The following is an 11,274-nucleotide window of genomic DNA, read 5'->3' on the forward strand; positions in this document are numbered from 1 at the left end:
TCTTTCCCTCCGCCCACCCCCATTCGTCACCCTCGATGGCCGCAGGCCATCTGAGGGCCCAGCTCCCGCCCCATCCCCTGGCACGCGCCTGACAGTCCGGTGATGGGCCCTCAGATGCGCTCACGCGCATCGAGGGTGACGCGCCGTATGAAACCTCAGAAAGCCCGAAGGGTCAGCCCACCCCAAAGTGCCCGCTCATCCCCGCGCAGGCGGGGATCTCGCCAGGCAAATCCAGACCTCACCAGACCCCCGCCTGCGCGGGGGTGAGCGGTGTGGACCGCAGGATCAGGATGCGGCCGCCCCCCCAAAGCCCGCAACCCACGCCCCCCAAATCTCCCCCCAAACGCCCGATCAAGGGTTCCCTCCCGCGCCTGATGCGGTATTCAGAAGCATACGGGCAGCCGGGGAGTATTCATGCGGTTTCTGATGGTGGCGATTGCGGCGGGCGTCTGCCTTCTGGGGGCCTGTGCCCAGCGGTCTGTCTGGACGGTCCCGGTCCAGCCTGTGGACGAGGCCGCCCTGGCGCGCATTGCCCCCACAGGCCGCCTGCCGGCCACCGCCCGCCCCAAGGCCTACCGCGTCGCCCTCGATCTGGACCCGCGCGAAACCCATTTCTCCGGTTCTGTCGAGATCGATGTGGAGCTGGCCGCGGCCACCAATGGCATCTGGCTGCATGGCGATGATCTGGAAGTCTCCCGCGTCACGGCCACGGCCGGCGGGGAAACGCTCGAGGCGGGCTGGTCGGAAATCCTCGACAGCGGCGTTGTCTGGGTCAGCTTCCCGCGCCGCCTGGAGGCGCGCCGCGTCACGCTGGCCATCGACTATACTGCCGCCTTCGACACTGGCCTCGCCGGTCTCTTCCGCGTCGAATCGCAGGGCAACTGGTATGCCCTTGCCAAGTCTGAAAGCATCCAGGCGCGCCGCTTCCTGCCGGGCTTTGACGAGCCGGGCCTGAAGGCGCCGTTTGAAGTGGCGATCACCGTGCCCGAAGGCATGCACGCCATCGCCAACACGCCGGAGGTCTCCCGCGCCCCCGCCCAGCCCGGCTTTGAAACCATCACCTTCGCGCCCACCCGCCCGCTCTCCACCTATCTTCTGTCCACGGCCGTCGGCAATTTCGACAAGGTGGAGCGCCCGGCCCTGCCGCGCAATGATGTGCGGCGTACGGAAATTCCGCTCACGGGCTATGCCCGCGCCGGGAAGGGGGAGGAGCTTGCCTTCGCGCTGGACCTGACGCCGGAGATGATGCGCGTCTTCGAGGAGATGCTGGGCCAGCCTTACCCCTATGAAAAGCTCGACATCATCGCCGCCCCGCAATGGCCCTCGGGCGCCACAGAGCTCGCCGCCGCCATCACCTATCGCGAAGGCCGCATTCTCGTTGGCCCCAACACTGGCCCGTCGCTCATCCGCAGCGTCAAGGAAATCCATGCCCATGAAATCGCGCATATGTGGTTTGGCAATCTCGTCACGCCGCCCTGGTGGGATGATCTCTGGCTGAAGGAAGCCTTCGCCACCTGGAGCGAAACGGCCGTGCTCGAGATCATGGAGCCGCAGGGCAATCATGATCTGGCCGCCGTGATCGATGGCATCCGCGCCATGTCGCTCGACAGCCTGAAAGGCGTGCGCGCGGTGGCCGAGCCGGTCAGCCGCAATGAAGACATTCGCAACGCCTATGACGCGATCACCTATTCCAAGGGCCAGTCGGTCATCCGGATGATCGATACCTTCTTCGGCCCGGATGTCCTGCGCCCGGCGCTCGGGCGCTATATTGCGCAGTATGCGGATGGTGAGGCCAATAGCGCGCGCTTCTATTCGGCCATCGGCAAGGCCAGCGGCCAGCGCGCCATCGGCAATGTGTTTGAAAGCTTCGTCACCCAGCCGGGCGTGCCCCTGGTCACGGCCCGGCCTGTGTGCGGCGGCGCCCTGTCGAAGATCGAGTTCAGCCAGACGCGCTATCGCCCCATCGGGTCGGAAATTCCGCCGGGCGGGCAATGGCTCGTTCCGGTCTGCGCTGCCTGGAAGGATGGGGCCAATTCCGGCGAAGTCTGCGTGCTGCTCGATGCGCCCCAGCGCACGGTGGATGTGCGCGGCGCCATCTGCCCGGAAGTCGTCGTGCCCAATGCCAGGGGCGCGGGCTATTACCGGTTTGATCTGCCGGCGGAGTATTGGCGGTCCCTGACGGACCATTTCGCAGAGCTTGAGCCGCGCGAAGCGCTCGCCGCCATCGACAGTGCCCAGGCCGCCTTCAATGCCGGCGCGATGGGCGGGGTGGAGTATCTCGGCTTTCTCGAAGCCAGCCTCTCCCATCCCCATGGCACGGTGCTGATCTTTGCGCTCAATGCCTGGGACGCCCTCTTCGCCCAGCTGGGCGATGCGGCAGAGCCGGCAAAGGCGCGCGCCGCCGCCGCGCTCGCCGGGCGGGAGGCGCCTGCCGAGCTGGAAACCCAGATCCGCCTGCGTGGCTTCCGCGCCGCCTCGCTGCAGGAGCCTGAGGCCCGCGCCGCGCTGGTCGCCGAGGCCGATGCGTTCCTCTCGGGCACGGGCGAGCTTTCCAGCGACCTCTACCCCTACGCCCTGCGCGCCGCGCTCGAGGAGGGGGGCACGGCGATGGTCGACAAGGTGCTCGCCGCCATCCCGCGCCTCGATGACGCGGTCTTCCTGCAGGCCGCCGCCGACAGCCTCGGCAGCGCCGCCGCGCCGGAGGATGCGGCCCGCGCGCTCGATCTCATCTATGAGGGCGGCATCAGCCAGCAGGTCACCTTCTCCCTGGCTCAGAGCCTGATGAACAACCCGGCCCACCGGGAGATGACCTGGGCCCGCCTCACCGGGAACTTCCCCGGCTTCACCGCCCGCGTGCCCTCCCAGCTGCGCCGCAACACGCCCCGCCTCGCCAGGGCCTTCTGCGACCCCGGCGTGATCCCGGATCTGGAAGCCCTCTTCGCCGCCGGCAGCCGCGACCTTGCCGGGCATGAGCGCGCGCTGGAGGAAACGAAGGAATATCTGACGCTCTGCGCCGCGCAGAGGGAGAATGCCCGCGCGGTGATCCTGCCTGTCCTGGCGCGTCCCTGATCTGTCCGGAACTGTCCGGAAGTGTCCGGATTTGTCCGCTGGATGTCCTCCCGTGTCCGCGTACTGACACGGGAAGACACCGGTTTGGCGCGGGTCAGGCGTTCTTGATCGTCAGCCCGCCATCGACCGGGATATGCACGCCGTTGAGGAAACTCGCCGCCGGCAGCACGAGGGAAAGCGTCATGTGCGCCACCTCTTCGGGGATGCCATAGCGGCGCAGCGGCACCCGGCGTTTGGCGTATATCTCCTTGTGTTCATCGGAGATTCCGGCGGTGATCCCGGTGATGATCGGGCCAGGGCAGATGCAGTTGACCGTGATGCCTTCCCGGCCGAGGTCCACCGCCAGGCCGCGCGTCAGGCCGATCACGCCATGCTTGGCCGCCACATAGGGGGAATTGCCCGGCGTTGCCCCCAGCCCTTCGGTGGACGCGATGTTCACAATCCGCCCCCAGCCATTCTTCCGCATATAGGGCAGGGCCGCCCGGATCGCCCGCTGGTGCGAGGTCAGCATGACGTTGATGCTCGGCCCCCAGCTGTCCTCATAGCTTTCCTCTCCGACCTGTCCGGGAATGGCGAACCCCGCATTGTTGACGAGGATATCCATGCCGCCAAAATGCGCGGCGGCCTCGTCCACCACCCGCTTGATCGCCGCGCCGTCGCCCACATCCAGCGCCCAGCCCTTCACATGATCAATGCCGGCCGCCTTGATTTCATTGACGACCTTGTCGACGTTTTCCTGTTTCAGGTCTGTCACCGCCACATTGGCGCCCTCGCGGGCGAAGAGGTGAGCCGTCGCCCGCCCCATGCCGCTGGCCGCGCCGGTGATCAGCGCCGTCTTGCCTTTGATACTTCTGGATAATTCCTGATAGGGGGGCTGCTCGCTCATGTCTGTTTCCTCCGTTTTTTGATTGTGCCTGAAAAGTTGAGAACCGGCCGGCCATCCTGCCCGGTCACCAGCCCGCGCACGAAGCTCAGCGACCCGCCCTTGCGCAGCGTCTCCCCGCGCGCCTCCAGCCGCTCGCCTTCCAGCGCCCCGTCGAGAAATTCTGCTGTAAAAGCAACGGTGACGCCGTAGCTGCCCTCCATCGCCTCATGGCCAATCGCGAACAGGGCAAAGTCGGCAAAGGTCATCAGGCAGCCGCCATGCACCACGCCCCCGGCATTCATATGCTTGCGCGCCACCCGGAACGCGGCAACCGGGCCTTTCTCATCGACCCGGAAAAAGAACGGCCCGGCCGTTTCATGCTCGAAGGGCTCCTCGGCCCATGTGGTCCAGCCTGCAAACTCACCGCTCTCGACAATCGTTGTGGACATGGGGCTCCATCTCTTTTTTGACTGCGGCACCTTACCGTCATGCGCCCCTTCGACAAGCGCCGCATTGGGGCATAGAGTGCGCGCCGAAGAGAAATGACGGGAGAAGAAACCCATGGCTTTTGACGCTGAAACCCGCGCCGCCCTGATCGAACAGGTGCGCCGCTTTGTGACCGAAACCTGCGTGCCGGTGGAGGCCCAGGTCTCGGAAGAAGACGCAGTTCCCCAGCATGTCGTCGATGCCATGAAGGAGCTTGGCCTCTTCGGCGTCGCCGTGCCGGAAGAGTTTGGCGGGCTCGACCTCGACATGGAAACCGAATGCCTTGTCGCCATGGAATTGGGGCAAACCTCACCGGCCTTCCGCTCGGTCGCCGGCACCAATATCGGCATCGGCAGCCAGGCCCTCGTCCTCTTCGGCACGCCCGAGCAGAAACAGAAATGGCTCCCCGGCGTCGCCTCAGGCGATCTCATCGCCTCCTTCGCGCTTACCGAACCCGAAGCCGGCTCCGACGCGGCTGGCCTGAAGACCAAAGCCGTGCGCGACGGCGACCATTACATCCTCAACGGCACCAAGCGCTACATCACCAATGCCAACAAGGCCGACCTCTTCACCGTCATGGCACGGACAAACCAGGACGAGCCCGGCGCCAAGGGCGTCTCCGCCTTCATCGTCGAGCGTGACACGCCCGGCCTCTCGGTTGGCAAGCCCGAGAAGAAGATGGGCCAGCAGGGCGCCCATATCTGCGACGTGATCTTCGAGAATGCCCGCGTGCCTGCCGCCAATATGATCGCCAAGGAAGGCGAGGGCTTCAAGGTGGCGATGAGCGTTCTGGACAAAGGCCGCCTGCATATCTCGGCGGTCGCCACCGGCGTTTCCAAACGCCTGATCCGCGAGATGGTCACCTATTCGCTGGAGCGCCGCCAGTTCGGCAAGCCGATCTTCGAGCACCAGATGCTGCAGGCCCTGATCGCCGACAGCCAGGCAGAGACCTATGCCGCCGAATGCATGATCCTGGACGCGGCCCGCCGGCGCGACGCGGGCGAAGACATCACCATGCTTGCTTCGTGTACGAAGCTTTTCGCAACCGAGGCCTGCGGCCGCGTGGCTGACCGCGCCGTGCAGATCTTCGGCGGGGCAGGCTATGTGGCCGATTACGGCATCGAGCGATTCTACCGCGATGTGCGCATTTTCCGCCTCTATGAAGGCACAAGCCAGATTCAACAGATAATCATCGCGCGCGAACTGGCACGCGCGGCCAAAGCGGGGAGCCTCTGATGTTTGAACATGATCTGACCGATCCGGGCGAAGTTGGTTTGAATGCGGAGCGTCTGGACGCGATTCCGGACTTCTTCCAGAAGAACTATATCGACACCGGCAAGATACCCTGCATGGCCACGCTGGTTTCGCGCAGCGGCGAAGTCGCCCATGAGAGCTATATTGGCGCGACGGAAATGGGCGGCAGCAAACCCATCGGCCCGGAGACGATCTTCCGCATCTATTCGATGACCAAGCCGGTCACCACGCTCGCCATCATGATGCTGTTCGAGGAAGGCAGGCTGCGCCTGGAACATCCCGTCAGCCGCTACATTCCCGAATACAAGGATGTGAAGGTCTGGGCCGGCGGCACGGCGGCGGCGCCGAAGCTGAAGGATCCTGACCGCGAGATGACGATCCTTGATCTGATCACGCATACGGCGGGCCTCACCTATGGCTTCCTGATGCAAGACGAGACCGACGAGATCTATCGCCGCGAAAAGGTGGGCCACCCCAAGCAGACGCTGCAGGAAATGGCGCGCCAGATGGCGGGCCTGCCGCTCGCTTTCTCGCCCGGCACCGAATGGCGCTACAGCCATTCCATCGATGTGCTCGGCGCCATCGTCGAGATCATCACCGGCCAGGAGCTGGACGCCTTCTTCCGGGAGCGGATATTCGGGCCGCTGCAGATGAACGACACTGATTTCTGGGTCGCCGAAGACAAGATCGACCGGCTGATGGCCTGCTACCAGAAGGACGCCAAGACCGGCGAAACCACGCTGGCCGATCCCGGCGGCGCGGCCTCGAAACTCTATGCCAAACGCCCGGTTCAGCTGAATGGCGGCGGCGGCCTTGCCTCCACGGTGCGCGATTATCACCGTTTCGCCCTGATGCTGCTGCGCGGGGGCACGCTGGACGGCGCGCGCATCATCAGTCCCAAGACGTGGGAGTTCATGCGCCAGAACCATCTGCCGGGCGGCCAGACCATGCGCGGCATGGGCCGCTCGGCCTTCACTGAAGTGATGGCCGAAGGCGTCGGCTTCGGCATTGGCGGCTCGGTGGTGACCGACATCGTGCAGACGCGCCAGCCGGGCAGCGATGGCACCTTCAGCTGGGGCGGCCTTGCCTCCACCTTCTTCTGGATTGATCCGGAAGAGGAGCTGATCGCGGTTCAGGCCACCCAGCTGATGCCGTCCTCGACCTATCCGATGCGCATGCAGCTGCAGCAACTCGTCTATGCGGCGATCGACTGGTGAGCGAGGAACCCAAGAACCCCGTTCGGGAAGCGATCCTTGAGCTGACGGCTGCGCGCGGCGTCGGCGGAACGATTGCGCCGGAAGATGCGGCCAAGGCGGTGAGCGCGGACCGGTGGCAGAAGCTGCTGCCGGATGTGCGCGCCGAGGCCGTGCGCCTTGCAAAAGACGGCGTGATCGCGATCTACCGGAAGGGCAAGCCGGCCGACCCGGAGACCTTCAAGGGCGTCTACCGGATCGGCCTGCCGGGTAAGGTTGTCGGCGCCCCGTCCGGGGGCTGAGTATGGCGAAACCGCCCGACCCCTTTCACGAGTTCGTTCTGGAGCTTCTGGCGGGCGCAGGCCCGATCAGTATCCGGCGGATGTTCGGTGGGGCGGGGGTGTATCAGGATGGGGTGATGTTTGCTCTGCTGGCGGACGATCAGATATTCCTGAAAGTGGACCCGGCCCTGCGGGCCGATCTGTCTGCCGAAGGCGGCGCGCCCTTTCTCTATCTGCGCGCGAGCGACGCAAAACCGATAGACCTTGGATATGTCAGCCTGCCCTCCTCGGCGATGGATGATCCTGAGGAAGCCGCCGCCTGGGCGCGCCGGGCGCTCACTGCCGCGCGGGTGGCCAAGGCCAAGAGCCCGCCGAAGAAGCGCAAGCCGAAGTCAGGGTGAGTTCAGGCGACCGCCGGGCGCGGGGCGGGCTGATCCAGAGAAAATGCGTAGTCGGACGATCCGTGGCGGCGCAGATGCTGCAGGCGCTGGAAGCCGTCTTCAAGGGTGAAGCGTTCGCCTCTGCGGGCCCACCACATCACGAAGCCGGGGCCGTCGCTGCGGTCGATTTCCTGGCCGAGGCGGCGCATGCCCGGCGGATGGGTGCGGCCGTTATAGGTAAAGGCTTTCAGGTCTTCAAAGGAGCGCCAGACCGCCATGGTCGAGACTTCGGGCGCGCGCCAGCTATCGGGATAGGGAAAAGCGTCCGTATACGTCCGCCAGCTCTCATCCGGGCAGCGCAGGCCGTGTTCGTGATAGTGCAGGCCCTCAAACTTGTCGGCATCGGCAAAGATGCGCGGCAGAATGGACAGGAAGGTCATGACATACGGATTTTCGTGCGTAAACGACCCAAGCGGGCGCACGCAGTTAAAGTGTATCAGCCGAAAACCCATCTTGTCTCGTCCCCATGAGGTTCGAATTTCGCGAACCCTATGGGGACAAGGTTGATTAATCTTTAAGGTGCAATCGATTTCAGGAAAGCAATCCTGGGTTACTTGCCTTTGAACTCGGCAGGGCGCTTCTGGAGGAAGGCGCTGACGCCTTCCCTGAAGTCATCGGTGCGGCCGGCGGTGCGCTGGGCAACGCGCTCATTGTGCAGGGCGGCGCCGAACTCGGCCTCGGTGGCGTCCCAGATGATCTTGCGGGTGAGGGCAAGGGCCACCGTCGGGCCGGAGGCAAGCTTCTGGGCAAATTCGAGCGCCGTCGGCAGCAGCTCGGCGTCGTCGACCACGCGGTTGACGAGGCCCCAGCTCAGCGCCTGATCGGCCGAAACCTTCTCGCCGAGGAGCGCCATTTCCATGGCGCGGACACGGCCGATGGTGCGGGCGAGCAGCCAGGTGGAACCGCCATCGGGCACAAGGCCGATGCGGCGGAAGGCCTGCAGGAAGTAGGCGCTCTTGCCGGCGATCACGAGGTCGCCCATCAGGCCGAGCGCGCAGCCGACACCGGCCGCGGCGCCATTGACGGCGGTGATGACCGGATGGGGATGTTCGCGGATGGCGGTGACGAGGGGATTGTAGAAGGCGTCGAGCGCCTTGCCGGCATCGGGCTTGGAACCGGGATGGGCGATTTCCGGGCCAGAGCCCATGCCGCCGAGATTGGCGCCCGAGCAGAAGCCGCGGCCCTTGCCGGTGAAGATAGTGCAGCGGGCTTCATTGGCGGCCACTTCAAAGGCGTGGAGCAGCTCGATGGCGGTATCGACGCCGCAGGCGTTCAGCGTCTTGTCGTCATTGAAGGCGATGATGGCGGTATCGCCGTTGCGCTCATAGGAAATCTTCTCGTACGTCGCCATTGGCGTCTCCCTCTGTAAATCCGGTCTTGTGGGCAAGGTTCTAGAGGCAAGCTTTGCGTCCGTGAACGCCTCACGCCGGGTAAGCGGATTCCGATGCCTCTTGGGGAAACGCTGAACAGGCGCTACAGTGTTCACCGACCACAAGGGATTGGGAGATATCAGCACATGGCCCTCGACGCCGCGCCGGGTACCGGCATGAATGCACTGCTCGCGAAACAGAAGGCCGCGCATCTGCGCGACGGGATTCCGTCGGTGCAGAAACGGATCGAATGGCTCGACAAGTCCATCGACCTTCTGGCCACGCATGGCGCCGCGCTGGCCGAAGCGATGCGGGCCGATTTCGGCCACCGCTCCGTGGACCAGTCGAACCTCACCGACATTGCCGGCTCCATCGGCGCGCTGAAACATGCCAAGGCGCATGTGGCCAAATGGGTGAAGCCGGAAAAGCGCAAGGTGGAGTTTCCCCTGGGGATGCTCGGCTCGAAGGCGGAGCTGCAGTTCCAGCCCAAGGGCGTGATCGGCGTGATCAGCCCGTGGAATTTCCCGGTGAACCTGACCTTCACGCCGCTGGCGGGCGTGTTTGCCGCCGGCAATCGCTGCATGATCAAGCCGTCCGAATTCACCGAGGCGACTTCGGAGCTGATGAAGGAGCTGATCGCGAAATATTATACGGCGGAAGAGTGCGTCGTTGTTACGGGCGGACCGGATGTGGGGGCGGAGTTCACCAAGCTCGCCTTCGATCACATCCTCTTCACGGGGGCGACCTCGGTGGCCAAGCATGTGATGCGGGCGGCCGCCGACAATCTGGTGCCGCTGACGCTGGAACTCGGCGGCAAGAGCCCGGTGATCCTCGGCCGCTCGGCCGACCTCCAGAAAGCGGCCAACCGGATCATGGCGGGCAAGACGCTGAATGCCGGGCAGATTTGTCTGGCCCCGGACTATGCCTTCGTGCCGAAGGAGAAGACGCAGGACTTCGTGATGGCGGCGACCAAGGCGGTGGAGATGATGTATGCCTCCGGCCTGAAGGACAATGACGACTACACCTCGATCGTCAATCAGCGCCATTTTGACCGGATCACCGGCTATGTTGAAGATGCCCGTGCCAAGGGCGCCCAGGTGATCGAGCTTAATCCCAAGGGCGAGAATTTCTCCCAGCAGCCCCATCACAAGATTCCGCCGACGATCATCGTCGATCCGACCGATGACATGCGGGTGATGCAGGACGAGATTTTCGGGCCGATCCTGCCGATCAAATCCTATGGCGATGCCAAGGATGCAGTGGCCTATATCAATGCGCATGACCGCCCGCTGGGCCTCTATTATTTCGGCGAGGACGAGAGCGAGAAAAGCTTTGTACTGAACAATACCACCTCAGGCGGGGTGACGGTGAATGACGTGGTTTTCCACGTGGCGCAGGAAGACCTGCCCTTCGGCGGCATTGGCCCCTCGGGCATGGGCTCCTATCATGGCCGCGAGGGCTTCCTGGAGTTCAGCCACAAGAAGGCGATCTACACCCAGACCAAGAGCGAACTGCTGGCGATGATGCGCCCGCCTTATGGCGAGAAGTATCGCGCGCAGGTGAAGGGCCGGATGAAGAAATAGGCTCCAGGCGGATTATTTTGAGAGGCGCCGGCGGGGAGACCTGCCGGCGCTTTTTCTTTGCGCGCAGCAGGTTGGTCCGGAACGCGCGGGGGGCGCGGCCGGGGGTTTGTTTATGCGGAGAGCGCCCCCACCCTAGCCCTCCCCGCAAGCGGGGAGGGGACCTGTTGCGTTTGGGGGTGAGGGAAGGTTTCAGCGGAGGGCGACTTTTCCCCGGGGCGCGACTTGCCCCCTCCCCGCTTGCGGGGAGGGTTGGGGTGGGGCTGCTCGCGGCTAGGAGGTGTCAGGGTGTGGGGCTCCCCCCTCCGCCCCTGCGGGGCACCTCCCCCGTGAACGGGGGAGGAGAACGGTGGCGGAGGGAGAGGTTTCGTCCGTTGGAGGATTTTTGGAGTCTTCCGAGAAAATGCCAGCGAGGTTTGGCGCAATGTTCGATTCCCAGACGGGATCATCCCAGCTCGGTTTCACCGCCTTGGGTTTCTTGTAGGCCCTCCAGTGGTCGCCGACCTGGACGATGTGGACATGGCCCCATTTGCTGACCGAGATCAGGAGCGTGCGGAGTTCCTTGTCCTGACGTTTGAAGATCCAGCGCAGCTGCAGCCAGAGGTATGGCCAGAAGACTGGCAATACGTGGGCATAAAGACGGGCGGCGATCTGGGGCGACATGAGGCGGAGTATACGTCCGCTTGCGGAGGGGGTGGATGAAATTCCTGGAAATCGCCTAAGTGCTGCAGGTTCA

At 64.5% G+C, this 11,274-nt stretch carries 11 protein-coding genes; 6 read left to right on the forward strand and 5 right to left on the reverse strand.

Annotated features, from left to right (window positions below; genetic code table 11):
* The first annotated feature begins 414 nt into the window (after positions 1-414).
* Positions 415-3,069 carry a M1 family metallopeptidase gene (locus C0456_RS18605; RefSeq protein ID WP_291055440.1) on the forward strand — a complete coding sequence of 885 codons (2,655 nt, stop codon included), beginning with the start codon at positions 415-417 and terminating at the stop codon, positions 3,067-3,069.
* 94 nt (positions 3,070-3,163) lie between these two features.
* On the opposite strand, the gene C0456_RS18610 is transcribed toward C0456_RS18605, so the two are convergent.
* Entirely contained in the window at positions 3,164-3,955 is a 792-nt protein-coding gene (locus C0456_RS18610; RefSeq protein ID WP_291055443.1) for an SDR family NAD(P)-dependent oxidoreductase, read from the reverse strand.
* On the reverse strand, positions 3,952-4,383 hold the full coding sequence (locus C0456_RS18615; protein WP_291055446.1) for a PaaI family thioesterase: 432 nt from the start codon (positions 4,381-4,383) through the stop codon (positions 3,952-3,954). Before C0456_RS18615 ends, C0456_RS18610 begins: the two co-directional genes overlap by 4 nt.
* 112 nt (positions 4,384-4,495) lie before the next feature.
* Between C0456_RS18615 and C0456_RS18620 the strand changes: the two genes are divergently transcribed.
* From C0456_RS18620 to C0456_RS18635, 4 genes are read left to right on the forward strand one after another with little or no spacing between them, the layout of a single operon-like run.
* Positions 4,496-5,656, forward strand: coding sequence for an acyl-CoA dehydrogenase family protein (locus C0456_RS18620; RefSeq protein WP_291055449.1), 1,161 nt, complete (start codon positions 4,496-4,498; stop codon positions 5,654-5,656).
* Positions 5,656-6,891, forward strand: coding sequence for a serine hydrolase domain-containing protein (locus C0456_RS18625; protein WP_291055452.1), 1,236 nt, complete (start codon positions 5,656-5,658; stop codon positions 6,889-6,891). Before C0456_RS18620 ends, C0456_RS18625 begins: the two co-directional genes overlap by 1 nt.
* Positions 6,888-7,169: a DUF3253 domain-containing protein gene (locus C0456_RS18630; protein WP_291055455.1), complete on the forward strand. Its 282-nt coding sequence runs from the start codon at positions 6,888-6,890 to the stop codon at positions 7,167-7,169. The genes C0456_RS18625 and C0456_RS18630 overlap by 4 nt, the downstream gene beginning before the upstream one ends.
* Positions 7,170-7,171: 2 nt before the next feature.
* A complete protein-coding gene (locus C0456_RS18635) occupies positions 7,172-7,549 on the forward strand; it encodes a TfoX/Sxy family protein (RefSeq protein WP_291055457.1) in 378 nt (125 codons plus the stop codon).
* A gap of 2 nt (positions 7,550-7,551) precedes the next feature.
* Here the strand turns inward: C0456_RS18635 and C0456_RS18640 are convergent, their stop codons facing one another.
* Together C0456_RS18640 and C0456_RS18645 are read right to left on the reverse strand one after the other, a co-directional pair.
* On the reverse strand, positions 7,552-8,040 hold the full coding sequence (locus tag C0456_RS18640) for a DUF3291 domain-containing protein (RefSeq protein ID WP_291055460.1): 489 nt from the start codon (positions 8,038-8,040) through the stop codon (positions 7,552-7,554).
* 98 nt (positions 8,041-8,138) lie between these two features.
* Positions 8,139-8,939 (reverse strand): enoyl-CoA hydratase/isomerase, encoded by an 801-nt coding sequence (locus C0456_RS18645; protein WP_291055463.1) that lies wholly within the window; start codon positions 8,937-8,939, stop codon positions 8,139-8,141.
* 165 nt (positions 8,940-9,104) lie between these two features.
* Here C0456_RS18645 and C0456_RS18650 point away from each other — a divergent pair, with 165 nt between their 5' ends.
* Positions 9,105-10,541, forward strand: a complete 1,437-nt coding sequence (locus C0456_RS18650) for a coniferyl aldehyde dehydrogenase (protein WP_291055465.1) — start codon at positions 9,105-9,107, stop codon at positions 10,539-10,541.
* 270 nt (positions 10,542-10,811) lie between these two features.
* Here C0456_RS18650 and C0456_RS18655 read toward each other — a convergent pair whose 3' ends face one another.
* Positions 10,812-11,201, reverse strand: a complete 390-nt coding sequence (locus tag C0456_RS18655; RefSeq protein ID WP_291055468.1) for a hypothetical protein — start codon at positions 11,199-11,201, stop codon at positions 10,812-10,814.
* Positions 11,202-11,274 lie beyond the last annotated feature (73 nt).

This window comes from Hyphomonas sp. (assembly GCF_013823385.1).
In the GTDB taxonomy this organism is placed as follows: domain Bacteria; phylum Pseudomonadota; class Alphaproteobacteria; order Caulobacterales; family Hyphomonadaceae; genus Hyphomonas.

What these genes read in the sequence shown, in the direction of transcription:
- C0456_RS18605 (WP_291055440.1), top strand. Translation starts at nt 415, where the DNA reads ATGCGGTTTCTGATGGTGGCGATTGCGGCGGGCGTCTGCCTTCTGGGG.
- C0456_RS18610 (WP_291055443.1), bottom strand. Translation starts at nt 3,955, where the DNA reads ATGAGCGAGCAGCCCCCCTATCAGGAATTATCCAGAAGTATCAAAGGC.
- C0456_RS18615 (WP_291055446.1), bottom strand. Translation starts at nt 4,383, where the DNA reads ATGTCCACAACGATTGTCGAGAGCGGTGAGTTTGCAGGCTGGACCACA.
- C0456_RS18620 (WP_291055449.1), top strand. Translation starts at nt 4,496, where the DNA reads ATGGCTTTTGACGCTGAAACCCGCGCCGCCCTGATCGAACAGGTGCGC.
- C0456_RS18625 (WP_291055452.1), top strand. Translation starts at nt 5,656, where the DNA reads ATGTTTGAACATGATCTGACCGATCCGGGCGAAGTTGGTTTGAATGCG.
- C0456_RS18635 (WP_291055457.1), top strand. Translation starts at nt 7,172, where the DNA reads ATGGCGAAACCGCCCGACCCCTTTCACGAGTTCGTTCTGGAGCTTCTG.
- C0456_RS18640 (WP_291055460.1), bottom strand. Translation starts at nt 8,040, where the DNA reads ATGGGTTTTCGGCTGATACACTTTAACTGCGTGCGCCCGCTTGGGTCG.
- C0456_RS18645 (WP_291055463.1), bottom strand. Translation starts at nt 8,939, where the DNA reads ATGGCGACGTACGAGAAGATTTCCTATGAGCGCAACGGCGATACCGCC.
- C0456_RS18650 (WP_291055465.1), top strand. Translation starts at nt 9,105, where the DNA reads ATGGCCCTCGACGCCGCGCCGGGTACCGGCATGAATGCACTGCTCGCG.
- C0456_RS18655 (WP_291055468.1), bottom strand. Translation starts at nt 11,201, where the DNA reads ATGTCGCCCCAGATCGCCGCCCGTCTTTATGCCCACGTATTGCCAGTC.